This is a genomic window from Conexibacter stalactiti, assembly GCF_033542075.1.
Taxonomy (GTDB): domain Bacteria; phylum Actinomycetota; class Thermoleophilia; order Solirubrobacterales; family Solirubrobacteraceae; genus Conexibacter; species Conexibacter stalactiti.
The window spans coordinates 33252-55626 of record NZ_JAWSTH010000010.1 but is presented as its reverse complement, the minus strand read 5'-3'; the positions used below and the strand labels follow the sequence as shown (position 1 = coordinate 55626).

The 22375-nt window shown below is 69.2% G+C and carries 21 protein-coding genes and 1 tRNA gene; 14 read left to right on the top strand and 8 right to left on the bottom strand.

What is annotated here, in order from left to right:
• The first annotated feature begins 252 nt into the window (after window positions 1-252).
• The 3 genes from R7226_RS06270 (at window position 253) to trxB (ending at window position 3182) form a co-directional block, all read left to right on the top strand.
• Entirely contained in the window at window positions 253-993 is a 741-nt protein-coding gene (locus R7226_RS06270) for a phosphatase PAP2 family protein (RefSeq protein ID WP_318596187.1), read from the top strand.
• A 5-nt stretch (window positions 994-998) separates the two neighbouring features.
• Window positions 999-2132, top strand: coding sequence for a lysylphosphatidylglycerol synthase transmembrane domain-containing protein (locus tag R7226_RS06265; RefSeq protein WP_318596186.1), 1134 nt, complete (start codon window positions 999-1001; stop codon window positions 2130-2132).
• A gap of 69 nt (window positions 2133-2201) precedes the next feature.
• Window positions 2202-3182, top strand: coding sequence for a thioredoxin-disulfide reductase (trxB, locus tag R7226_RS06260; protein WP_318596185.1), 981 nt, complete (start codon window positions 2202-2204; stop codon window positions 3180-3182).
• Here trxB and R7226_RS06255 read toward each other — a convergent pair.
• The gene (locus R7226_RS06255) at window positions 3179-4228 is read right to left on the bottom strand and encodes a CehA/McbA family metallohydrolase (RefSeq protein WP_318596184.1); all 1050 of its coding nucleotides are present in this window, start codon (window positions 4226-4228) and stop codon (window positions 3179-3181) included. The two genes, trxB and R7226_RS06255, sit on opposite strands and share 4 nt — an antisense overlap.
• A 346-nt stretch (window positions 4229-4574) precedes the next feature.
• On the opposite strand from R7226_RS06255, the gene R7226_RS06250 reads away from it, so the two are divergent.
• Both R7226_RS06250 and R7226_RS06245 read left to right on the top strand, forming a co-directional pair.
• The gene (locus R7226_RS06250) at window positions 4575-4970 is read left to right on the top strand and encodes a hypothetical protein (RefSeq protein ID WP_318596183.1); all 396 of its coding nucleotides are present in this window, start codon (window positions 4575-4577) and stop codon (window positions 4968-4970) included.
• Window positions 4970-5482 (top strand): Rossmann-fold NAD(P)-binding domain-containing protein, encoded by a 513-nt coding sequence (locus tag R7226_RS06245; protein ID WP_318596182.1) that lies wholly within the window; start codon window positions 4970-4972, stop codon window positions 5480-5482. The genes R7226_RS06250 and R7226_RS06245 overlap by 1 nt, the downstream gene beginning before the upstream one ends.
• Here the strand turns inward: R7226_RS06245 and R7226_RS06240 are convergent.
• The 3 genes from R7226_RS06240 to R7226_RS06230 form a co-directional block, all read right to left on the bottom strand.
• Window positions 5473-6066, bottom strand: a complete 594-nt coding sequence (locus R7226_RS06240) for an NUDIX hydrolase (protein ID WP_318596181.1) — start codon at window positions 6064-6066, stop codon at window positions 5473-5475. The two genes, R7226_RS06245 and R7226_RS06240, sit on opposite strands and share 10 nt — an antisense overlap.
• A gap of 64 nt (window positions 6067-6130) precedes the next feature.
• Window positions 6131-6526: an OsmC family protein gene (locus R7226_RS06235; protein WP_318596180.1), complete on the bottom strand. Its 396-nt coding sequence runs from the start codon at window positions 6524-6526 to the stop codon at window positions 6131-6133.
• 62 nt (window positions 6527-6588) lie between these two features.
• On the bottom strand, window positions 6589-7884 hold the full coding sequence (locus tag R7226_RS06230) for a DUF1015 domain-containing protein (protein ID WP_318596179.1): 1296 nt from the start codon (window positions 7882-7884) through the stop codon (window positions 6589-6591).
• 120 nt (window positions 7885-8004) lie between these two features.
• Between R7226_RS06230 and R7226_RS06225 the strand changes: the two genes are divergently transcribed.
• A complete protein-coding gene (locus R7226_RS06225; protein WP_318596178.1) occupies window positions 8005-10272 on the top strand; it encodes a DUF7507 domain-containing protein in 2268 nt (755 codons plus the stop codon).
• 74 nt (window positions 10273-10346) lie between these two features.
• Here the strand turns inward: R7226_RS06225 and R7226_RS06220 are convergent, their stop codons facing one another.
• Entirely contained in the window at window positions 10347-10853 is a 507-nt protein-coding gene (locus R7226_RS06220; protein ID WP_318596177.1) for an OsmC family protein, read from the bottom strand.
• Window positions 10854-10908: 55 nt separating this feature from the next.
• On the opposite strand from R7226_RS06220, the gene R7226_RS06215 reads away from it, so the two are divergent.
• Both R7226_RS06215 and R7226_RS06210 read left to right on the top strand, forming a co-directional pair.
• Window positions 10909-10982 (top strand) — tRNA-Pro (locus R7226_RS06215).
• A 169-nt stretch (window positions 10983-11151) separates the two neighbouring features.
• A complete protein-coding gene (locus R7226_RS06210; protein WP_318596176.1) occupies window positions 11152-12396 on the top strand; it encodes a pentapeptide repeat-containing protein in 1245 nt (414 codons plus the stop codon).
• Window positions 12397-12895: 499 nt separating this feature from the next.
• Here R7226_RS06210 and R7226_RS06205 read toward each other — a convergent pair whose 3' ends face one another.
• Window positions 12896-14047: a TIR domain-containing protein gene (locus R7226_RS06205; RefSeq protein WP_318596175.1), complete on the bottom strand. Its 1152-nt coding sequence runs from the start codon at window positions 14045-14047 to the stop codon at window positions 12896-12898.
• 332 nt (window positions 14048-14379) lie between these two features.
• On the opposite strand from R7226_RS06205, the gene R7226_RS06200 reads away from it, so the two are divergent.
• The 3 genes from R7226_RS06200 (at window position 14380) to R7226_RS06190 (ending at window position 16717) form a co-directional block, all read left to right on the top strand.
• The gene (locus tag R7226_RS06200) at window positions 14380-14754 is read left to right on the top strand and encodes a helix-turn-helix transcriptional regulator (RefSeq protein WP_318596174.1); all 375 of its coding nucleotides are present in this window, start codon (window positions 14380-14382) and stop codon (window positions 14752-14754) included.
• A gap of 158 nt (window positions 14755-14912) precedes the next feature.
• Window positions 14913-15206, top strand: coding sequence for a hypothetical protein (locus tag R7226_RS06195; protein WP_318596173.1), 294 nt, complete (start codon window positions 14913-14915; stop codon window positions 15204-15206).
• Window positions 15206-16717 carry a tyrosine-type recombinase/integrase gene (locus tag R7226_RS06190; RefSeq protein WP_318596172.1) on the top strand — a complete coding sequence of 504 codons (1512 nt, stop codon included), beginning with the start codon at window positions 15206-15208 and terminating at the stop codon, window positions 16715-16717. The genes R7226_RS06195 and R7226_RS06190 overlap by 1 nt, the downstream gene beginning before the upstream one ends.
• 1 nt (window position 16718) lies before the next feature.
• Here the strand turns inward: R7226_RS06190 and R7226_RS06185 are convergent, their stop codons facing one another.
• Both R7226_RS06185 and R7226_RS06180 read right to left on the bottom strand, forming a co-directional pair.
• On the bottom strand, window positions 16719-17225 hold the full coding sequence (locus R7226_RS06185) for a GNAT family N-acetyltransferase (RefSeq protein WP_318596171.1): 507 nt from the start codon (window positions 17223-17225) through the stop codon (window positions 16719-16721).
• Window positions 17222-17500 carry a type II toxin-antitoxin system TacA family antitoxin gene (locus tag R7226_RS06180; RefSeq protein ID WP_318596170.1) on the bottom strand — a complete coding sequence of 93 codons (279 nt, stop codon included), beginning with the start codon at window positions 17498-17500 and terminating at the stop codon, window positions 17222-17224. The genes R7226_RS06185 and R7226_RS06180 overlap by 4 nt, the downstream gene beginning before the upstream one ends.
• Window positions 17501-17799: 299 nt before the next feature.
• Between R7226_RS06180 and R7226_RS06175 the strand changes: the two genes are divergently transcribed.
• The 3 genes from R7226_RS06175 to R7226_RS06165 all read left to right on the top strand — a co-directional run bounded on the left by R7226_RS06175 (window position 17800) and on the right by R7226_RS06165 (window position 22325).
• Window positions 17800-19722, top strand: a complete 1923-nt coding sequence (locus tag R7226_RS06175; RefSeq protein ID WP_318596169.1) for an ATP-binding protein — start codon at window positions 17800-17802, stop codon at window positions 19720-19722.
• 952 nt (window positions 19723-20674) lie between these two features.
• Complete coding sequence (locus R7226_RS06170; RefSeq protein ID WP_318596168.1) at window positions 20675-21271, top strand: DUF6036 family nucleotidyltransferase; 597 nt, start codon at window positions 20675-20677, stop codon at window positions 21269-21271.
• Window positions 21252-22325, top strand: a complete 1074-nt coding sequence (locus R7226_RS06165) for a hypothetical protein (protein ID WP_318596167.1) — start codon at window positions 21252-21254, stop codon at window positions 22323-22325. Before R7226_RS06170 ends, R7226_RS06165 begins: the two co-directional genes overlap by 20 nt.
• The last annotated feature ends 50 nt before the right edge of the window (window positions 22326-22375 follow it).

Sequence of the window (22375 nt, the reverse complement as noted above, 5' to 3'; positions counted from 1 at the left end):
CGCCGATCCAGACCAACGAGCGAAGGTCGCGTGAGACAGCCCTCATATACTCCCCGCGCTTTGCGGAAGTCGAAGGCCCTCCGAGCCGCAGCCTGGGTTGTCCTGGCAGCCGGCGTCGCCGCCCCGGTCGTGCGCCGTCGAGTACGCCTGCCCAAACCCGCCGTGCTGGCGGCGGCAGCGGCGGCTCCGGTCGCCCTCTGCGTGGTCGTGCCGCGATCGCGGACGCGCGATGTTCTGACCTGCACCTTGCAGATGTGGGCCTACCTCGCCGCGTACGAGATGCCGCACGACGACCCAGACGCGCTCAGACGACGCGTGCACGTCGACTACCCCGTGCGGATCGACACGATCATCGGCCTCGGCAAGCCGCCGACGCTGCGGCTCCAGCGGCTGCTGTCGGCCCCCGGCAAGATGCGCGGGATCGAGAAGGTGCTGGTCTGGACCCACTGGGTGTGGTTCGCCGTCCCGCACGCGACGACCGCCTACGTGCTGATCCGCAGACGTGAGAGATTCGGCCGCGCGGCCGTCACGACCTACGCCGTCTTCGACCTCGGCGCGCTCGTCTACTGGCTGCTGCCGACGGCGCCGCCGTGGTACGCCCACCAGCAGGGCAGACTCGAGGACGCCGACCACACCCGCGTGCGGCGGATGATGATCGAGTACGGGGAGCAGTTCTGGAAGCACCGCTGGGGCCCGCTCTACAGTTTGTTCGCGGGCAATCCCCTGGCTGCCATGCCGTCCCTGCACTTTGCCACCTCCGTGAATGCCGCCCACGTCCTTCGTGAGGTCGGTCCGGTCGCGGGCGCGATCGGCTGGACGTACGCGCTGACGCTCGGCCTGGCGCTCGTCTACCTCGGCGAGCACTACGTCGTCGACCTGCTCGCCGGGCTCGCCCTGACCGAGGGCGTGCGCCACGCGGCGCCCGCGCTGACGCCGGCCGCGCAGTCGATCTCGCGCGCGGTCCAGGCGCTCGAGTTCAAGGCACGAGGTTGAGGCTGATGGGCGAGGACGGCATCCGCCGGTCGTCCGACACGCACGCCCCTTCGCCGGTCGAGGAGATCGAGGAGACCTTCGTCGAGGAGGACCACCACGACGAGGAGATGCCGCGCGTCGTCATAACGCGGCGGCGGCTGATCGCGTCGGTCGTCTTCGTCGCCGCCGTGCTCGCCTTCCTGTACTTCGTGCTGCCCGAGATCAGCGGCATGAAGGAGACGTGGGACCGCGTCGCCGACGGCGACCACGCGTGGCTGGCGGCCGCGCTCGCCTTCGAGATCCTCTCGATGGCCAGCTACGTCGCGCTCTTCCACGGCATCCACATCCCGCCCGGCTCGCGCATCTCGCTGCGCGACAGCTACCTGATGACGATGGCCAGCCTCGCCGCGACGCGCCTGTTCGCGGCCGGCGGCGCCGGCGGCGTCGCGCTGACGGCGTGGGCGCTGCGGCGCGCGGGGCTGCCGCGGCGCGAGGTCGCCGAGCGGATGATCGCCTTCCTCGTGCTGCTGTACGGCGTCTACGTGATCGCGATGATCGTCTGCGGGATCGGCCTGCGGACCGGGATCTTCAACGGCCCGGCGCCGTTCGGGCTGACGGTGCTGCCGGCGATCGTCGGAGTCGTCGCGGTCTGCCTGTTCGTGCCGCTGGCGTTCGTGCCCGAGGACTTCCCGGAGCGGATCGAGCGGATGGCGCCGCGGCGGCCGCGCGCGGCGAAGTGGCTGCGGCGGTTCGCGCTCGGACCGGCCTCGATGCGCGGCGGCATCCGCTTCGCCTTCTACAAGGTGACGCACCCCGACCGCGCGATGTTCGGCGTCGCGACCTGGTGGATCTTCAACGTCGCGATCCTGTGGGCGTCGTTCCACGCCTTCGGCGAGGCGCCGCCGCTGGCCGTGATCGTTCAGGGCTACTTCGTCGGCATGCTCGGCAACCTGCTGCCGCTGCCGGGCGGGATCGGCGGCGTCGATGGCGGCATGATCGGCGCCTTCGTCGCCTTCGGCGTCGGCGGTTCGCTGGCCGTGCTGGCGGTGCTCGCCTATCGGCTGCTCGCGTTCTGGCTGCCGACGATCCCCGGGATCATCGCCTACCTCGGCCTCCGCAAGAGGGTCGAGACGTGGCGGCGAGAACCTGCGGCGGTCTAGTCCCGGGCCTCGCAGAGGCACGCTATCCTTACTGAAGTATTGAACCGCGATCGGAGAACCGAGTCACCCATGTCAGACGTCGAGAACGTGATCATCGTCGGCAGCGGTCCGGCCGGCTACACGGCGGCGCTGTACACCGCACGGGCTGACCTGAGACCGCTCGTGATCGAGGGCTTCGCCTGGGGCGGCCTGCTCCAGCAGACGACCGAGGTCGAGAACTACCCGGGCTACAGAGAAGGCGTCATGGGCCCGGTCATGATGCAGGAGTTCCGCGACCAGGCCGAGCGCTTCGGGACGCGCTTCATCACCGACGACGCGACCAGAGTCGAGCTCTCCGACGGCGGCATCCACACCGTCTGGGTCGGCGACGACGCCTTCCGCACGAAGGCGGTCGTGCTCGCGATGGGCGCCCAGCACAAGAAGCTCGGCGTCGCCGGCGAGGAAGAGCTCAGCGGCCGTGGCGTCAGCTACTGCGCGACCTGCGACGCGGCCTTCTTCAAGGAGCACGAGACCGTCATCGTCGGCGGCGGCGACTCCGCGATGGAGGAGGCGATCTTCCTCGCCAAGTTCGCCGGCAGAGTGGTCGTCGTCAACCGCCGCGATGAGTTCCGCGCCTCGGCGATCATGCTCGACCGCGCCAGAGAGGCGCACAACATCGAGTGGCTGACGCCGTACGTCGTCGACGAGTTCCTCGCCGGTGAGAGAGGCGCGATGGCGAAGATCCGCCTCAAGCACACCGATACGGGCGAGACGCTGGAGCACAGCGCGACCGGCGCCTTCATCGCGATCGGCCACGAGCCGCAGTCGGAGCTCGTCGACGGCCAGGTCGACCTCGACGAGAACGGCTACGTCAAGACGACGGGCCTCTCGACGCGCACGAACCTGGCGGGCGTCTTCGCCGCCGGCGACCTCGTCGACCACACGTACCGTCAGGCGATCACGGCCGCCGGCTCAGGCTGCAAGGCCGCGCTCGACGCCGAGTGGTACCTGCGCGACACGCCGCCCGAAGTGGCCGCGCGCGAGGTCGACCCGACGGTCGTCGAGGCCTAGCGGAGATAGATCGGGTTGGAGACGATCCAGGTGCGGGGCCGGCCGGCGTCCAGCAGCGTCGCCTCGACGCGGTAGACGCCGGCCTCGCCGGCCGTCGCGTCGAGGCTCGTGCCGCTGTGCGCGCGAGCGAACTCGACGCCGTCACGCAGGATCCGCACGTCCGCTCTGCGCGGCAGCCGCACGTGCAGCGTGAAGCCGCCGGCGGTCGCCTCGCTGCCGATCTCGACGTGCTCGGGGCCGTCGGCCCAGAAGCGGAAGCCGCCGGCCGGCGCGATCGCGTCGCGGGCGAGGTAGCAGCGGCCTTCGCGCAGGGCGGCGTAGACGGCGTCACGGTCGGCCGCGGCGTCGCCGCTCGGCGGCCGCTCCAGCAGCACGTGCGTGCGCAGCAGCTCGAAGGCGTGGCGGTAGCTCATCAGCCGCAGGGGCACGCGGCCGCCGACCCGCAGCCCGAACTGGTGGGCGTCGAGGCCGCCGATCGCGACGACGCGGCGCTGCGCGCCGGCGCGGTCCCAGGCGGCGAGCGCCTCGGGGCGGGGGTGGTCGAGCTGGCGCGCGGCGCGCGGGCCGAGCAGGAAGCGCAGCGCGTCGCGGCGGTGCTCGAAGCGCTCGATCGTGTCGGTCACCACCGACCACAGCTCGACGCCGGTCGCGGCCGGCGGGAAGGGATCGTCCCAGCCGGTCGCGGGGATGAACGGGAACGGTCTGACGCCGGTCGAGAAGGGGTGGGCGGTGAAACCGATCCCGCCGGCCTCGGAGACCGCTTCGGCGACCTGCTCCGGCGTGCGCCCGCGGTGGTCGACCGGGGCGTCGATCCCGAACGCGAGGTAGTGGTGGCCGGGGCGCTTGGTGACCTCCTCGCCGACGCAGACGAGCACCGAGCCGTGCCAGCGCTCGTGACCGTGGTAGCGGGCGGCGAGCGTGTCGTGGTCGGTCAGCAGCACGACGTCGGCGCCGGCGGCCGCGGCAGCGGCAGCGATCTCGGGGACCGTGCCGGTCCCGTCGGAATGCCGCGAGTGCACATGCACGACGCAGGTCAGGTCGATCATCGGGGCGAGAGGGTACAGCGGACCGCTTGCAATACGGATGCGGGGCCAAGCAAAGGCCCGCGAGTTCCCGCCGTCGGCGGTCCTTTCACGCGCCGCCGTGGAACTCGCAATGCGGCGTCAGCCGCACGGCTTCCGGCCACGGGGGGCGGTTGTGGCCGGAAGCCAGTGGGCCATCAGGCACCGTGACGTCGGTCCGCGGGCGCGGACACGCCGGGGAGGACGCGCCCGCCTTCGGGTGGAATCGCCGCGGCGTCACGGACACCTGCTGGAACCCGCGCGCGGCGTGGAAGTTGCGCCGCACCGGAACGCGGTCGATGGTCGGCGACGGCGATAGACTCGCGCGTTGATGGACCCGTTCGCCGCGATCATGTTGGGCATCGTCGTGTTCGTCTCCGTGGCGCTGATCGCGCTGGGGCTCTGGTATCCCGGCTCAGGTGCGGCGCAGGTCGGCTGGAGAACGCCGAAGGAGCACGCCGAGCGTGAGGCGGCGCTCGACGAGGAGGACCTCGAACAGCTGCTGGAGGCGGCCAACGAGCGGCGGCGGGCACGTGGAGAGCGCGAGCTGACCGTCGACGGCCTCGTGGCCGAGCAGCGCGACGCGGCGCTGGCGGCGATCGACGCGCGCCGGGCGGCGAAGGCGCGCGAGCGCGAGGCGCAGGCAGGCGAGACGGCGCGGGCGCGGGAGCGCGGCGCGGGCGAGACCGCGCGGGAGCGCGGCGCCTCCGACGACGCCGCCGGCTGATGGCGCGCGTGCTGATCGTCGGCTGCGGCGGCCGCGGTCAGACGCTTGCGCGGGCGCTGCGCCAGCAGGGACATGCCGTTCGCGGGACCACGCGCACGCCGCTGGGCGGTGCGCGCGCGGCCGCGATCGAGGCGGCCGGCGCGGAGCCGTGGAGCGGCGACCCCGACCGCATCGCGACGCTGACCGGCGCGCTCGACGGCGTCACGGTCCTCTGCTGGCTGCTCGGCTCGGCGAGCGGCTCCGCGGAGCAGCTGGCGGCGCTGCAGGGACCGCGGCTGCGGATGCTGCTGGAGCGCACGATCGACACGACCGTGCGCGGGGTCGTCTACGAGGCGGCCGGGAGCGTGCCGGCCGCGCTGCTGGCCGACGGCGCGCGGTCGGTGCGGAGCGCCTGCGCCCGCTCGGAGATCCCGCACGCGCTGCTGGAGGCGGATCCGCGAGAGCGGGCCGGCTGGCTGGCCGCCGCGCTGGCCGCGATCGACGGGCTGCTGGTCGCCGAACGTCAGTCGTGAGCGCCGGCGCCCGCGAGCGGGCCGATCCGCTGCAGGAGGTCGCCGAGGATGCGCGCGGTGGCGCCCCAGATGAAGTGGTCGCCGACGACGTAGGAGTCCGTCTCGAAGGTGAAGCCGCGGCGCGTCACCGGCCGCTGGTCGAAGCCCTCGACGAGGGCGCGCAGCGGCAGCTCCATCACCTGCGCGACCTCGTTCTCGCTGACGACCCAGTCGGTGTCCGGCCGCGGGATCAGCCCGACGTGCGGGTAGATCACGTAGCCGGTCACGAACGTGCGGACCGGCGTGAGCGTGCCGACGAGGTCGACGGTCGCGGGCGTCAGGCCGACCTCTTCCTCGGCCTCGCGCAGGGCGGTCTCGTGCAGCGGCTCGTGCTGATGGTCGCGCCGGCCGCCGGGGAACGAGATCTCGCCCGGATGACGTCTCATGTCCTCGCGCCGCTTCGTGAAGACGGCGTGCAGCTCATCGCCGGCGAGGAACAGCGGGACGAGGACGGCCGCCTCCGTCTCGTGCGCGAGGTCGACGTCGGCGACCGCACCGGGGTCGCCGAGGCGCCGTCGCAGCTCGTCTCCGATCGCCGTCGTCATCCTCGTCTGAGGATAGAGGGGAGCGGGCGGCGGGCGGGGCGGCCGGGACGGGCGGGCCGGGCGATCAGGAGACGAGCTCGATCCGCTCGTCGAACATCACTTCGCCGTCGAGCGTGCGGTGCACGGGGCACTTCGCCGCGATCACCGACAGCCGCTCCAGCTGCTCCTCGGTCAGGTTCGCCGGCAGCCGCAGCGTCAGTCTGAAGCGGGTCGGCGCACCACGCTCGGCCGGCGAGTACTCGGTCTCGACGGCGATCCTGCCGATGTCCCAGTTCTTGCGCCGCGCGTACATCTCGATCGTCGTCGCCGTGCACACGGCGAGGCTCGCCGCGAGCAGCTCCTGCGCGCTGGGGCCGTCGTCCTCTCCGCCGTGCTCCGGAGGCTCGTCCGCGATCAGTTGGTGGCCCCGCACGTCGATCTCGTGCGTGAAGGTCCCGGTTCGTCGCGCGATCGCCTTCATGCATCGTCCTTCACTGGTCGGAGTCGTTGAGAGCGGCGCCCATCGTAGCGAGACGTTCGGCCCTAATCGAACAGCGGGTTGAAGAGCAATCCGGTCGGGACCTTCGGGAAGAAGTAGGTCGACTTCGGCGGCATGCTCTCGCCCGCCTCGGCGACCTCCTGGACCTGCTCGATCGGGGTCGGAGCCATGAAGAAGCCGGCGTCGACCTCCTCGCTGTCCAGCAGGTCGAGCGCCTCTTCGAAGTCGCGCGCGTAGTCGAGCCCGTCTCTGTGGTCGATCTGCTCGTCGCTCATGCCGAGCGCGTGCTTGAGGATCACCGCCTCCAGCACCGCCGTGTCGAGCCGCTGGTAGGCCTCGCTGCGCCCGCCGAGCAGATCCTCGGCGATCGACTCCTCCTTCAGCGCGAGCAGGTAGGGGACCTGACCGCGCGCGTCCATGTAGCCGAACTGGACCCGTTCGTCGCCGCCGCGCGGGTCGGGCACGAGCGAGCCGCGATCGGGCAGCTCGCTGACGTCGAACTGCTCGCGGATCACGCGGTCGAGCGCGTCCTGGCGGTCGGGGTCGCTCTCGATCCCGCTGACGAGGCGGTGGGTGGGGAAGACGGTCAGGCCGGGATCCTCGAGCGCGACGAGGCACATCAGCACCCAGCGATGCGGTCCCTCGCCGCCGATCTCCTCGGCGTAGACGCGCGCGGTCTCGTAGCGATGGTGACCGTCGGCGATCAGCAGCTCGGCCTCGGCGACCGCCTCGACGACGGTCTCCAGCGCGTTTGGCTCGGTCACTCGCCAGAGGCGGTTGACGGTGCCGTCGGCGTCTTGGGTTTCCGCGAACGGGGCGGTGGTGCGCACGTGCGGCGTGAGCGCGCTCCAGGCGGTGCTGCCCGGGTCGGAGTAGAGGCTGAAGATGGGGCTGAGGTTGGCGCGCGTGGCGCGCGTCAGGCGCAGCCGGTCCTCCTTGGGACCGGGATGGGTGCGCTCGTGCGGGCGGATGCGGCCGGCGCCGTAGGGCTCGACGCGGACTCTGCAGAGGAAGCCGTTGCGGATCCGTCTGCGGCCGTCGGGGCCGACGTACTCCTGCTGCAGCGGCCAGATCGCGGGGACGGGGTCGCGCACGAGGGCCTTCTCGGCGCGCCAGCTCTCCAGCAGCTGCGCGGCGTGGTCGTACTGGTCGCCGGTGCCGTCGCCGGCGGGCGGGGGCGCGGGGAGGTCGAGGTGGACGACGTTGTAGGGCGACTGCGCCGCCAGCTCGGCACGCTGCTCCTCGTCGATCACGTCGTAGGGCGGCGCGGCGAGCGCCTGGAGCGGCCCGGCCGTCGCCAGGTCGTAGTGGAGCGCGGTCAACGGCAGGATCTCGGCCATGGGCGCAGGCTAGTTGGTGCGGCGTCCGCCCGGGGTTCAACCAGTTGTTCAGGTGGGTAGGGACGCGGTGTGTCTCGCCTGGTGTCGGGCCTCTGCGTGCTGTTGCTGGCCGTGCTTCTCATGAGCGAGAGCGCCCGCGCGGTCGTCGAGCAGCCGTTCGTCGTGCGCTACTCGGCCAACGACAACGGCGGCATCTGGGTGACCGGCGACACGCTGATGACCTGCCCGGCCGCGGTGGCGGGCTGCGCCGCCGCGCAGGCGGGGACAGCGAGCGGCGCCGCGCTCAACAACAACGGCTACGCGATGGGCTTCGTCGACGTCGACGGCGACCCCGCGACGTTCAACTCCTCGACCTCCACGTACGCGCCGCCGGTGGGATCGAGCGTGTTGTTCGCCGGGCTCTATTGGGGCGGGCGGGTGTCGGCCGGCAGCGGCGGGCTGCCGGCGGCGACGCCGGGCGCGCGCGGCTCGGTGCTGCTGCGCGGGCCGGGCTTGTCTGCCTGGACGGCAGTGAATGGCGCGGTCGCCGACAGCAGCGCGGTGCCGGGCGCGTACAGCGGCTTCGCCGACGTGACCGCGCTGGTGCAGGCGGGCGGGGTGGGGCAGTGGTCGGTCGCCAACGTGCAGGCGGGCACCGGGCTCGACCGCTATGCGGGGTGGGGGCTCGTCGTCGTCTTCAGATCGGCGAGCCAGCCGCTGCGCAACCTGACCGTCTTCGACGGGCTCGCGGCGATCCAGCAGGGTGACCCGCCGCTGTCGCTGACGGTGAGCGGCTTCGTCACGCCGCAGGCTGGGGCGGTCCGCACCGCGGTCGGGCTGATCGCCTACGAGGGCGACCGCGGCAGCGCCGGCGACAGAGCGCTGCTCGGCGGGCAGCCGCTCACCGATGCCGCCAACCCGGCCAGCAACCTCTTCAACAGCTCGATCTCGGCCGAGGGCGTCGACACCGGCGCGGCGCGTGCGCCCGGCTACGTCAACCAGCTCGGCTTCGACGCCGACCGGATCGTCACCAACGGCCTGATCGCCAACGGCGCGACGAGCGCGACGCTGGAGCTGTCGACGACGCTCGACCAGTATCTGACGCCGATGGTGTCGCTGACGACTGAGCTGTCGGCGCCGCTGCTGTCGGTCACGAAGAGCGTGGTGAACGTGACGCGGGGCGGTGGCGGCGCCTCGGGCGCGGCGGCGTCGCCAGGCGACCTGCTGCGGTACACGGTGACGGTCTCCAACACGGGCGACGACGCGGCGGCCGATGTGGTCGTGAGCGATCCGGCGCCGGGTGGGACGGCGGCGTCCTCGCCGAGCGCGGTCTCGCTCGGCACGATCGCGCCGGGTGGGTCGGCGAGCGCGGTCTTCGAGGTCGTCGTCGGGGCTGGCGTGCGTGACGGAGACCAGATCGTGAACGTGGCCTCGGCCGCGGGGCGGGGCGTGACGGCGGGGCAGCCGGTGAGCGGGGCGAGCGGGGAAGTGCGGACGGTCGTACAGGTACCGGTGGTGCCGGTGCCGGTTGCGCCCGTGGCCCCGGTGGTGCCGGATGATGCGGGTGCGCCGCCGATCTCAGTCGTGACGGAGGTGACGCCGTCGCCGCCGGTCGTCGGCGAGCCGGTGCTTGTGCGGTCGGTGCTCGCGAACGAGACGAGCGCGCCGATCGCGGACGTCGTGGTGACGGTCGCGGTGCCGGGCGCACGGCTGCTGTCGGCGTCGGTGGAAGAGGGCAGATGCGTGATCGAGGGCGCGATCGCCAGATGCGCGGTCGGGACGCTCGACCCGGGCGAGCGCGTGGTGCTGCGCGTGCGGGCGGTCCCGCGGCGCGCGGGCGCGCTGCTGCGGCCGGTGGTGACGGTGCGCGGCGACGGGATCGCGACGCGCCGGATCGTCGTGAGAGGGGCGGGCCGGGTCGCCCGGCCGGCGGCGCTGCGGGTGACGAAGCGGGCTTCCGTGCGCCGCGCACGTCCCGGCGAGGTCGTCTCGTACGCGATCGTCGTCCGATCGGTCGGCGGCGTTGCGGCGCGCGGCGTGCGGGTCTGCGACGTCGCGGGGCCGGGCGTGGAGCTGCTGAGCATCGTCGGATCGGTCGGGACGGTCTCGCGCTCGTCGACGCGGGTCTGCTGGAAGGCGGCGCGGGCGCTGGCACCGGGGCGGGCGCTGCGGTTCGGCGTGGATGCGCGGGTTGGTGGGGAGCGTGGCGGGGCGGGCGTTGCGGCGGAGCTGGCGGGCGGGCGACTGGTGAGCGTGGCGAACGTGGCGCGTGCGGTGGGGGCGAATGTCGCTGGCGGGCGGGTTGCGACGGCGCGGGTTGTTGTGCGCGTCGTGCCGCTGCGGCCGGGGCCGTGCGCGGCGGCCGCGGCGGGTTGGCCGGGCTCGCCGACGGCACGGGCTGCGTGTTGAATGGGGCGGGCTGCGTGCTGAGCGGGGCGGGCTGCGTGCTGAGCGGGGCGGGCCGGGCTGGGCCGGGCCGGGCGCTACTGCGCCCGCGCGAAGCTCGGCTGGATCTCGATCTCGCTCGTGAGCGAGTTCGCGATGAAGCACTCTCTGTGCGCGACCTCGACGAGATGCAGCAGCCGGGTGCCCTGCGGCAGCGTGCCCCGGATCGTGATGCGGGGCCGCAGCACGATCCGCGTCACCCGCGCCGGCCGCGGCTCCTCCGGCATCTCGGCGACGGCGCTGTCCTCGTAGCCGACCACGTCGATCCGCGCCCGCGCCGCGACCGCGAGAAAGCTGAGCAGCTGACAGGAGCTGGCCGCGAGCAGCAGCAGCTGCTCCGGGTTGAGGAGGGCCGGGTCGCCGTTGAACGCGGGGTCGGCGGTGAGGGACAGCTCTGCCGGGCCGACTGGTGGCTTGTCCTCCGCGGTCGGGGTCGCCGCCGTAGCCAGCGCGATCGCCTCGTGCGCGCGGTCGTACCCGTCGTACCCGACCCCGGTCGACCCGGCCCACCGCGTCAGCGCGGCATACATGTGCGTCACGCCCATACCGTCCAGAGACGGTAGCCGCCCTCCGGAACGGACGTATACTCGACCGGAGTCGCGGGGCGTGGCGCAGCCTGGTAGCGCGCTCGCTTTGGGAGCGAGAGGTCCCGGGTTCGAATCCCGGCGCCCCGACTTTACGAAGTGCCTGCTAGTTCGCTGTTTTCGTCCGGCGGTCCGATTCTAAAAACGGCCGAAAATCGGGCGAGGGAACAAAAAGGGGACAAGCAGTTGGGAGGCGAAGGGGCGACGGCGGCGACGAACAACCCGCTCCCTTCGGGCTGAATCCTGGTTCGATAGCGGTGTGCGCAACGGGCTGAAGGTGATCGCCGCAATCATCCTGGCGGCGCTGCTTATTGGAGCTGCCCTCATAGGGCTCTTCGTACTGCTTCATGACGTCGCTCCTTCATGGGCAGACCCGAGAATCACCGATCCGGTTGACCGCGCCGCCGACATCGGCCGCGTTCGCACGGCAATTCTCGCGGTCGTCGCGGGAGTCATCGCCGTGGTCAGTGCGACCGTGGGCGCGCTTTCGTTGCGTCATGCAAGCCGGGTCCATCGAGCGACCCAATCGAACGAGCAAGCGCGTCGAGCGAACGAGCTGTACGCCGCAGCGGCCACCCAGCTTGGATCACCGAACCCGGCGGTCCGACTCGCAGGGATCTATAGCTTCGACCGGCTCGCCGAGCAAGAGCCGCAACTCCGCCAGACGATCGTTGACGTTTGGTGCGGTTATCTCCGCATCGCGCCCGAGCCAGAGCCAGTTGACCCGGCAGGTGGACAACCATCACCGGTTCGTCGTGGGCGAGATCGGGAAGTACGGCAGACGATCCAGCGCCTGCTTGCGCAGCACCTGTCTGTCACAGACCATCATTGGTCAGAACCGCTGAACCTCGATCTGCGCGGCGCGGAACTGGTCGACTTGACGCTCGTCGATGTCGCCATGACTGGCGAGCTCGACCTCCGGGGTGCGCGGTTCTACGGCGCGACCCTCCTCGACGATTCTCACTTTCAGCGCATCAACGCGCGCGACGCCCAGTTCCTCGGCAACACGTCCTTGAGCGGCACGTCCTTCGGTGATCTAGCGGATTTTTCAGATGCTCGATTCGACGGGCCGTTCGAGGCCGTGAGGGCTAGGTTTCGTCAGGGCGCACTATTTGTCGGTAGTTCCTTTGGCGACGGTGCCAACTTCACCGACGCGCACATAACAGGAAGCGCAGACTTCGAGCACGCGACGTTTACGTCAGCCGGGTTCGACAATGCCGTATTCGCACCCGCCGAAAGACGATCCACCTTGGTCGACTCGGCCGCGGACGCCCGTTTTGAAGGGCTTGTGTTTGAGCACGCGTCATTCGACTGGCTGAGCCTTTCCGGCGCCAAGATCAGCTCGACGGCTAACTACTGGGAAGCATCCGTCCATATCCAAGTCGGGGGGCCTGACGGTAAGGCCTATCGCGCGGAGAGAGACCCCCTTTTTCTCCACGATCTGCTGGGAGGCTCTGTTACCGACCCTCCCGGGCGTCCGCCCGCCGGTCGAAGACCCCGCTAGGGCGCAAGACGAGCCAACTGCTCCGGTCGCCAGCCCGACGTCTCGGAGGCTCGTCCCGCGAAGGCTCACAAGCATCCGCTTTCCATCTGTTCTGGACCCGCGACGCCGCCTCTCGATCGCGACGGACGCGCGAAAGCATGGACAGACTAGATGCACGGAGTGCGATGGACGCCACGCTCGGACAGCTTTTAGCTAGGCCATGCCCTCGTGGATCGCCCGTTGGTGAACGCAAATCATCAGCGATCCACGCGGCTTCGCAGTGCACGGCGTCGTTCCAGAAGTTCGAGCGTCTGCTCGGCACGCTGAAGCCACAAGCCGTAGACGGCTGAAGCAACGGCAGCCAAGACCAGCACAACGAGCACGGTCTCGCCTACGGCGCCAAAGCGAGCCGGATCAAAGACGAACCACGCGATCGGTCCGAGGCTCGTAGCCGCAGCCGCAGGCAGCTTCCCCCTCATGTGTCCGGCACGACGATCACGAGGCGTTGCCGGTCATGGGGCTATGCGGCCCCTACGCGGATGCTGATGATGTCGAACGCTCGGAGTTCCCGGAGCAAGTCGAACACTTTCGCTTCCAACTTGTCCTTCTCGAACGAGATATATCCAATCGAGCTGAAGTTGGACGCCAACGTCAAACCCTCTTCCTTGAAGACGATGATGCGGTTGTCGTAGAGGACGCCGGCGGCACCGAGCTCGTGGATAACGTTCTCGCTGGGGCGCCATTGGGGCTTGCCGTCAACGTCTCGGAACTCCTCATCGGCGGTGAAGATAAGAACTGCGGCACCGCACTCGCGCATCGTCTCCGCGACCTTGTGCGGGATTGGCCGACCAGCGTTGGCTTCGTAGATCGCTTCCTTATGCGGAATGCCCCACTCGTCGAGCACGCGGATGAGTTGCTCAAGGGGCTTCCGGTTCTTGCCGTGACCGAGGAAGATCGAGTTGGGCCGCTCGGAGAGCGCTGAGCCAGAGTCGGGACTTCTTCTCCCGTCCCGCGGCTCGCCAAAGACCGCCTCGTCCGAATTCTCCGGCTCATCGACGTCAAGCTCATCCTCGGCGTCCCGGCCCGTTGGCGGCGCGTTGAAATCAGCTTTCAGGTGAACGCCCGTTGCCGGTTCGGAGTTGAAGAAGAGATCGCCCTTGATCTCCGTGACCAAACCCAGCTCACGAGCCTCGGCTCTCAGCAGTTCCTGCACCCGAGAGGCGGCCTCAGGTGGGACGCCCATGCTGATGAGCACGTTGTTGGCAATGTCCGGGCGGGGAAACTTGTTTCCCCGATACTTCGTGACAAATTCTCGAAGCACGCGTGGTCTGAGGAATGCCTCTTGGAGGGCTGCGAGATCGTCGCCTTCTTCGGTAGGGGCGATTGCTCGGACGCCGAGGTCAGTAAGGGCAATGGAGCCTGAGTTGTAGGCCCCTGTCGTGAGCCCGTAGGCCACGGCAGCGCCAGTGATCGAGCGAAAACCGCCCGAGGTCGGCTTGATACCGAGAGCTTGAGCAATCTGGATCGGCGACGCAGGCTGCAACGCATACTCGTCACGGAGCGCTTGGGCTACCCGGATGGCCTCGTTGAGGGTGTGGCTAGGAACGTCTGCCTGACTGAGCCGCCGTCGTCTTCTGCTGCTGTCTGCGTCTGCTTTCAATCTGATTGCCATTGGTGGCCAATATTTCCTTTGTGTAGGGAGAATAGCTGCGCCTGCATGACAGTTTGCCACATGCTGAACACGTAACCAAGAAATTTGACTACGGATTTCTCTTTGGCTGGCAGAACGTTGAACCAATGGTTGATCCGGCACGAAAAGCACCAATAGCAACCATGAGGAGTCCCAGATGACCAGCAACGGCCAGCAAGGGCCCCGGGAGCAAAGTTGTTGCAAACTCGTCTAGAGCTTCCGCAGTTGCCTGAGTAGCGTCAGCAGCTCACAACGAAAAGCGGCCCGGCAGGTGCTGGAACACCCCCGGGCCCGGCACAGGAGCGGTAACTCCCATGCATAAGAAGCGTAACCCGCACGCGCTGTCGCGTGAGCACTTGCTGTTCGGCAACGCGGTGCGGCAGCTCCGCGCGCGCCGGGACATCTCGCAGGAGCAGTTGGGCGATCGGTCGGGGTTGCATCGCAACTATGTCGGGGCGGTCGAGCGCGGGGAGATCAACCCGACGCTCAAGACCATGTTGCGCCTCTGTCACGGGCTGGCGTTGCAGGCCTCGGAGCTGATGCTGATGTTCGAGGACAACCTCCGCCGCGATCACGCCGAGCGCGCAGAGCAGCCCGGGCGGCCGCTGTTCGGCGGGCTCGCGACTGGGAGAGGCGTCCGCGGTGGCGGTGGGTCGGCATCGATGGATCGAGCGCGGTTCAGAGCTTGACCGTGGCGGTTTGGATCGGCGCGGCCGAGGTGTCGGCCGCGCCGGGGAAGGTTCCTGCTGTGGAGGAATGCCGTCGGCGGAGGGGGCGAACTTTCGCGCGAGCAGGCTCTAGGAGTGACGCTCCCGTTCGTCGTGGGGGCTCGACCGGGACGTGCGCTTTGGATTGGGACCTCGATGACGACGCGCTGCAGTTGTTGGCGATCGAGCTGCATGACCGGATCGCGCCGTTGCTGAGTGCGGCAGCCTCCTCGCCGTGGATGCTGTTTGAGGAGGCGGTCGCCTACTCGCGCATCCCGGCCGGGACCTTCCGCCGGCTCTCCGCCGCCGGCCTGATCCCCTCACACGGCGGCCGCACTCGGCTCTACCACCGGGAGGAGATCGACGAGGCGATCCTCTCCGGCCGCGCGGTCCTCACAGGCGCCGCTGAGCCGCCGTCGCGGCGGGCGGACTGATGCCGCGGGCGAACAAGCGGGTCCGGGTCAGAGGGGAGCGCAACCTCTACCGGGCAGGCGAGGAGTACTGGGCGGGAGCGACGCCGCCGGGCGGTCGGCAGGCGCAGTGGGAGAACCTCGGCCGTGTCGGGATCATGGAGGCGCGCCGCCGGCGGGACGAGTTCGTCGCGGCGGTTCGGCGCAGAGAGGCCGTCGCGGCGCCGACGCCGGCACCGCGCGCGGTGACAGTCCGGGAGGTCGCTGACCGCTACCTCGGCGAGTGCGAGCAGCTCGTCGCCGCGGGCGTGCTCTCGCCGCGCACGCTTGAGGTCTATGTGCAGGCGCTGAGACGGCATTTCCTGCCTGACTATGGCGAGCGGTCGATCACGTCGATCTCGGCGGAGGACTTGGTGCAGTGGCATCGTACGATGCAGCGCAGAAGAGCGGCCAAGTGGACGATCCGCAGCCGCTGGACGCCGGTTCGCGGGACGCTCGTCTACGCCGCCCGTCACCGCCTGATCCCCGGCAACCCGGCCGACCTGCTCACCCACCGTGAGCGGCCTGGCCCGGGGGAGTCCCGCGTTCGGTTTCTCGACGAGGACGAGATGCGAGCGCTGCTGGCGGCGACGCCGACGCGGTACGTCGGGGCGGTCGCGACGATGATGTTCACCGGCCTGCGCGTCTCCGAAGCGCTCGGGCTCGTGTGGGCCGACGTCGACTTCAAGCGCGAGCAGATCCTCGTCCGTCATCAAATGCACCGTCACGGCGAGCGCGGAAGGCTCAAGAGCAAGGGCTCCACGCGCGAGGTCATCATGATCCCGCGCCTGGCGCGGATCCTCAGACAGCACGCCGAGACGACGGAGTGGTGGAGAGCGAACGACCTCGTCTTCACCAGCACCGTCGGCACGTCGATGACCTACCGACGCCTCTCCGAAGCCGTACGCAGAGCGACCGCGGACGCCTGCCTGCACGGCGTCTCCTCGCACGTGCTGCGGCATACCTTCGCCAGCATCCTGATCTACCAAGGCTGCGATGCGATGTTCGTCGCCCGTCAGCTCGGCCACACGACGCCGAGCACGACGTGGGACACCTACGTCCACCTCTTCAACGCCGCGAGACAGACCGACAGAGCCCGCGAACAGCTCGACGCCGAGTTTGGCGACGTGCTCGAGGACGGCGTCCCCGAGCCGGCCGGCGCCGCCCCTGTTGGTGAGGGCGGCGGCGAGTCGACGCAGCCCGTCTCGATCCAGGACCGCCTTACCGCGTTGAAGGCGCGCGGCGGGCTCAGCGGTCAGGACGTGGCGAAGCTGCTCGACGCCAGCGAGCAGACCGTCTCGCGCTGGCGGACCGGCAAGGGCGAGCCGCAGCGCACCCTCGCGAAGCGACTCGCCGAGCTTGAGCAGCTCGTCGACGGCGTTGCTCGCACCTGCCGACCGCACGAAGCGCGCGCCGCCGTCTTCGCCATCGCTGCGCACCGGATGGGGACGCCGACGCGCGGCCGGGGGAGGCGGCGGGGTGGGCGGTCGGGCTGACCTACGGCCAGGGCAGTCCGAGTGCGCGGGCGGCGGTGCTGAGCTTCATGACGAGCCGCTGGGGGTCGCTCGGTGCGGGTTGGAAGTCGTGGGCGCGGTAGAAGGCGGCGGCGTGGTCGTCGATCGCGTCGACCACGATGAGGCGGCCGCCGGCGGTTCGAGCAGCGTTGATGATCGTGGTGAGCGCGTGGACGAGCAGCTCGGAGCCGAGCCCTCTGCCGTGGAGGGCTTGGTCGAGCGCGAGCTTGGCGAGCAGGATCGCGGGTATCCGGGCCGGCGCGCCGCGTCCGATTCTTCTCGGTGCCTCCTCGCGGGCGAGGAGGTGCGGCGCGATCGCGAAGTAGCCGCCGACAGCGTTGGTCTGCGTGTGGATCAGGACGTAGGTGCGCGTGCCCTGACCGGCGGCGTTGCGGGCATGCCGTCTCAGCCACTCGTCCAGCGGCGGCTTGCCGGAGTCGAACGCGTCGAGGTCGTGGTCGGCGGTGAGCGGTTCGAGGCGGTGTCTCACGCCGCTGCGATGCGTCTGCGCTGTCTCGCCGTTCTCGCGGCGCGAGCAAGCCGAGGCGCGTCGTCCGGCTCATCGAGCGAGGCGACGAGCTGGTCGAAGTACTCGGCGGCGACGACGGTCGTGACGCGCTCGACGACGACGGACTCCGCGCGCTCCAGCGCGGCAAGCACCATGAAGCCGGACACGGACTCGCCAGAGAGCGCGGCCGCCTGCTCGATCTGTCGTCGCTGGACCGGCGTCAGCCGGGCCTCTACACGTTCCGCCTTCGTCGCCATGACACGCTCCATCGGAAGTTCCGTACAAATGTACGGTACCGCATGTAAGCCGTCTGCTGCCCTGCTATAAGCCCATTTTGAAGTCGACGGATCCGAGTTCTCTACTCACGACTAAGACACCTTGTGACAAGGTCGAGGCTGCGCACCGCGCCCGGGTTCATCGAAAACGTGACCGTTCACTGGTATCCTGCTCGCGCCGAAGATGCTTTTTCCAGTCTGTCGTACTGCGACTAGCTAGGGCCCCTGCGTTCTAGTCGGGTTCCAAGTGGCGAGATGCTCCTTGGAGAGAGGAAGTTGCGATGAGCGCGCAGGTCGAGCCGTACTCCGTCACGCCCATGAAGGCGTCCGGCATCCAGCATCAGGTCCGTCGGGTGTACCGGGAGGGGGGCCAGTTCCAGTGGGTACGAGAGACTCTCGTCAACTCGCTTGAAGCCGGTGCGAGAAAGATCGAGTTCGGCATCGAGTGGCAAGCCGTCGAGTCGCTCGGTGTCTACCGACGCACGGTGGCCGACGATGGTCAGGGGATGACCCCTGACGAGCTCGTCGGTTTCTTCAACACCTGGGGCGGCGGCGGGAAACCGATCGGTGGGGTCCACGAGAACTTCGGAATTGGCGCGAAATCATCGCTCCTCCCATGGAACAGCCACGGCTTAGTCGTCATCTCGTGGGTCGACGGCGTCGCTGCGATGATCTGGGTGACCCGTGACGAGGACGGTGAGTACGGCCTTCGCAACTTCCAGGCGGTGGATGAAGATACCGGCGAGGTTCGCATCGATGAGGTCGTTGCGCCTTTCTACGACGAGGACCACGGGTGTGACTGGGCATCGGTAAGACCGAGCTGGATCGAAGAGCACGGGACTGTCATGGTGTTGCTCGGCGAGGATGCTCGCGCCAGCACGATCGGTGGTGATCCTCACCGAGCTGGCGAAGCCGACATCAAGGGAATCTCGACATACCTCAACCGCCGAGTATGGGAAGTCGAGTCTGATGTCGACATCATTGTCGATGAGCTCCGCACATCCGATCCGAGACTCTGGCCTATCAGCGAAGCGATGGGCCATGGGCCACAGCGTTCGCCCGATCGACGGACGAACCGTCGAGCAATCCGAGGTGCCCTCTACTACGTGAAGTACCCCGAGTCCACGTACCAAAAGGGTAAGTTGAGCGCCTCTGGGACCTTCATTGTTAGTGACGGAACCGAAATCGACTGGTTCCTCTGGTCCGGTGACCGACCGGCGATTCAATCGTACGCGGCTCAAGGAGGGTATCTCGCGGCGCTGTATCACAACGAACTCTACGACGTGACTAATCACCACTCGACTTACCGCTCGTTCGGAATTCTTGAGAGTGCGGTTCGCTCGAAGGTCTGGATGATCATGCGCCCACTCCCGTTCGACGAATTGCATGGAAGACACGGCGTGTACCCGCGCGGAGACCGGAACTCGTTGCTGATCATGGGAGGGCCGCATGCAGGCGATCCCTTACCTCTTAACGACTGGGGCGCCGAGTTCGCGCAAGACATGCCGGGACCGATCCGGGACGCCATCCGCGAGGCACGGGCGGGCGGGAAAGGAACCGTGACCGACGAGATCTGGAAGCAACGGCTCGCGGATCGCTTCGGCTCGCGGTGGCGCGTTCTCAAGCTCCGGGCAAGCGCAGGAGGCAGACTCACCTTGGCTGCCGATCAAGCTGGATCTCTTCCTCGGTCAGCCAGACGCGTCAACCGCCACAAGGCTGGTGGGTCTGGCGGTACCGGAGGAACGACGGGAGCTCCAAACACTGGGGCGCGGAACGGCACAGTGGCCGCCGCGCGCTCTCGGGTCGCGGGTGGAATCCCAACATATGTCGTGGTGCGTAGAGATGCGGTTGGTGAGGGCATGCTCGCGGCGTGGGCGCCCAATCATCCGGAGCATCCCGAGGGCGCAGTCTTGATCAACGTCGACCATCCAGTGCTTGAAGACGAGATCAACCACTGGCGCTCCCAGTATCCCGACCACTTAGCGGACCAGATCAGCGACGAAGTCGTGGCGGCGTACGGAGAGATTGCAGTCGCGAAAGTCGCGCATAGCGAGCATCTCAAGTCAATCCTTCCGTCGAGCAAGGTCGACAACGACCTGCGATCAGAAGCTGCTCTCACGATGTCGCTGCTTGGCCTCATCGGGGAAGAAGCTGTGATCGCGCCCCGCATCGGCGGCAAGTACGGTCGAGCGCGAACGGCATAACCGAGCCGCCTCCTCGACCTTACGAGGTTGTTGGAGGTTGGGTGTCTGCTCCGCCAAAGGTCCGACACCCTGCAATGTTGGGCCTGTGTGGAGGGACACAGCGAGCGGTAGCTAGCTCGGCAGACGATGGACACCTACGTCCACGTCTTCGACGCCGCCAGACAGTCCGACGACACCCGCGCCCGGCTCGACGCCGAGTTCGGCGACGTGCTCGATCCCACACCGCCGCCGAGCCGCACGTAGGCGCCTGCGGCCAACAAAGACGGCGACGCTGCCTCCGACGCCGCGCCCGCCCCACCGCCGTCCGACTGCACGCGCTGTGCACACACGGCGGCCTCAGCCGTAACGACGTCTCCCGCGCGATCGGCGCCAGCGAGCAGACCATCTCCGGCTGTTTCACCGGCAAGGGCGAGTCGCAGCGCCCGCTCGCCACCCGACTCCAACACTCGAACCGGTCGCCGAGGCGATCCTGCCGAGCACTTACCGCACGAAGCACGGCGACGATCTTCGCCCTTCTCGCCCGCCGGATCGACCTCCCGCGATGACGTCAAGGGAACAAAAAGGGAACAAGCAGTCGCCGCAAACAGCCGCGATTGACGGCAAGTCAAGATGGACAAACAGCAACTCACGATAGTTCGAGATGCCAGATGTATCGGTTCCCAGGGGGTTTTGGGAGCGAGAGGTCCCGGGTTCGAATCCCGGCGCCCCGACTTTACGAAGTGCCTGCTAGTTCGCTGGTTCTTTCGGGCGAGCCGATTCAAAGGCGGGCGAGGTAACAAGCAGTCGGGGCAGCGGAGCAAACGGTGGCGTCGAAGCCCCACCTCCGCGTCGCACCGGCCAGGCCTCTTCAACGATCGGACACCGCGTCGTCGGATCGCGATGGGCCGCATGGGCCCAAGTCGGCGGCCCGAGTTGGCGAATCGCTTGCGGATGTCTAACATCCAGGTTTGCGATGTCTAACATCCCGATTACTTCGACTCAGAGTGCCGACGCCCTGCTTCACGCCCTCGGCGAGCAGTTGGCGGCGGCCGGCGCGGCGTTTGACGTCGTCGTTGTCGGTGGCTCAGCGCTGCTGGTGCTCGGCCTTGCGTCCCGAGCGACGAAGGATGTCGATGTGCTGGCCGTGCGAGCCGGCGACGCTCTTGTCTCGGCCGATCCGTTGCCGCCGGCTCTTGTCGAGGCGAGCGGTCGAGTAGCGCGCGATTTCGGGCTGCCGGCGGACTGGCTGAACAGCGGCCCCGCCGGCCTGATGGACTTCGGGCTGCCGGAGGGCTTCGCCGAGCGAGTCGAGGTGCGCGAGTACGGACCGGCGCTGACGGTGCGGTTCGCCTCGCGCTTCGATCAGATCCACTTCAAGCTCTACGCGGCGGTCGACGCGAGCACGCCCGGCAAGCATGTCGCCGATCTCCGTGAGTTGGCTCCAACCCCCGACGAGCTGATCGCCGCGGCGCGGTGGAGCCTCACGCACGACCCGTCGGACGGCTATCGCGAGATGTTGGAGCGCGCGCTCGAGTACTTCGGAGTTGAGGATGCCGACCTCGGCGCTTAGGAGATCGCTGGACGCGGCGCTGCTGGACTTCGCGTGGTCGGAGTGGGCGCAGATGGGTGTGCTCGCCTCGGCGCCGCGTCGGAGTCCTTGGGCTGAGGATCCGGAGGCGTTGATCGTCTTCACGCTGGAGGTCGCGCGGGACGATCCGCGGCTGTTCGACGAGCTGCTGGACTGGCTGCTGCGCAACGAGCCGCTGGTGAGCGTGCGGCGGCTGCGGAGCTTCGCCGTCGGTCCGGAGGACAGACGGCTGGTCGAGGGGTCGCTGGCGTGGGTCGATGCGCACCGCCCGCGTGCGCGTCTGAGGGGGCGGCGGCCGCGGCAGGAGGTCGAGCTGGTCCCGCTGTTCACGGAGAGCGGCTTTCCGATGCGCGAGCCGGATCCGTCGTTCCTGTCGGCGGGGTTCGTGCGGCCGCCGGTCGAGCCGAGCAGGAAGTCGCAGGCGCCCGACCTGCGGGCGCCGGTGAACTTCGCGTTCCGACTGCGGCAGGTGCTCGGGCTCGGGGTGCGGGCAGAGGTCGTCCGGCTGCTGTTGACGAGCGCGGCGCCGAGCATGAGCACGGCCGACCTGGGGGCCGGCGCGGGCTACGCGCGGCGCAACGTGCTGGATGCGGTCGGGGCGCTGCAGGAGGGCGGGGTCGTCTCGGCCGTCCGTGGCGCCGGTGGTCAGCGGTTCGCGATCGATCGCGTTGCGTGGGCGGGGCTGCTCGGGGTCGGCGAAGAGGAGCTTCCCGAGGCGCGGGCGTGGCCGCAGTTGCTCGGCGCGCTGGTGCGGGTGCGACGGTGGCTGACCGACGTCGAGAGCGAGGAGCTGTCGGACTACATCCGCGCCAGCCGGGCGGGCGATCTTCTAGAGGAGATCGCGGCGCCGCTCTCGATCGCGGGGCTGGCGCTCGCGAACAGCGCTGGCGCCGAGGCTGCTTGGTCCGACCTGGAACGGACTGTCGCGTCAGCAGTCACGGCGCTCGGCGTTCCGGGTGGTTCGGCCCGTCGGCAGCGCGGAAGACGCGCGCCGGCCAGACGCTCCGACGGCGCGGTCGAGCGACTCGCGCGGTAGCAATCGTTGCGGCGGCGCTCTGGGGCGAGGCCACGACGAGGCGGCGCGAG

Coding starts and splice junctions, on each gene's coding strand:
- R7226_RS06230 (WP_318596179.1), bottom strand. CDS start 7,884: ATGGCCGAGATCCTGCCGTTGACCGCGCTCCACTACGACCTGGCGACG.
- R7226_RS06265 (WP_318596186.1), top strand. CDS start 999: ATGGGCGAGGACGGCATCCGCCGGTCGTCCGACACGCACGCCCCTTCG.
- R7226_RS06190 (WP_318596172.1), top strand. CDS start 15,206: ATGCCGCGGGCGAACAAGCGGGTCCGGGTCAGAGGGGAGCGCAACCTC.
- R7226_RS06175 (WP_318596169.1), top strand. CDS start 17,800: ATGAGCGCGCAGGTCGAGCCGTACTCCGTCACGCCCATGAAGGCGTCC.
- trxB (WP_318596185.1), top strand. CDS start 2,202: ATGTCAGACGTCGAGAACGTGATCATCGTCGGCAGCGGTCCGGCCGGC.
- R7226_RS06255 (WP_318596184.1), bottom strand. CDS start 4,228: ATGATCGACCTGACCTGCGTCGTGCATGTGCACTCGCGGCATTCCGAC.
- R7226_RS06225 (WP_318596178.1), top strand. CDS start 8,005: ATGAGCGAGAGCGCCCGCGCGGTCGTCGAGCAGCCGTTCGTCGTGCGC.
- R7226_RS06270 (WP_318596187.1), top strand. CDS start 253: ATGTGGGCCTACCTCGCCGCGTACGAGATGCCGCACGACGACCCAGAC.
- R7226_RS06235 (WP_318596180.1), bottom strand. CDS start 6,526: ATGAAGGCGATCGCGCGACGAACCGGGACCTTCACGCACGAGATCGAC.
- R7226_RS06220 (WP_318596177.1), bottom strand. CDS start 10,853: ATGGGCGTGACGCACATGTATGCCGCGCTGACGCGGTGGGCCGGGTCG.
- R7226_RS06250 (WP_318596183.1), top strand. CDS start 4,575: ATGGACCCGTTCGCCGCGATCATGTTGGGCATCGTCGTGTTCGTCTCC.
- R7226_RS06205 (WP_318596175.1), bottom strand. CDS start 14,047: ATGGCAATCAGATTGAAAGCAGACGCAGACAGCAGCAGAAGACGACGG.
- R7226_RS06165 (WP_318596167.1), top strand. CDS start 21,252: ATGCCGACCTCGGCGCTTAGGAGATCGCTGGACGCGGCGCTGCTGGAC.
- R7226_RS06180 (WP_318596170.1), bottom strand. CDS start 17,500: ATGGCGACGAAGGCGGAACGTGTAGAGGCCCGGCTGACGCCGGTCCAG.
- R7226_RS06170 (WP_318596168.1), top strand. CDS start 20,675: ATGTCTAACATCCCGATTACTTCGACTCAGAGTGCCGACGCCCTGCTT.
- R7226_RS06240 (WP_318596181.1), bottom strand. CDS start 6,066: ATGACGACGGCGATCGGAGACGAGCTGCGACGGCGCCTCGGCGACCCC.
- R7226_RS06200 (WP_318596174.1), top strand. CDS start 14,380: ATGCATAAGAAGCGTAACCCGCACGCGCTGTCGCGTGAGCACTTGCTG.
- R7226_RS06245 (WP_318596182.1), top strand. CDS start 4,970: ATGGCGCGCGTGCTGATCGTCGGCTGCGGCGGCCGCGGTCAGACGCTT.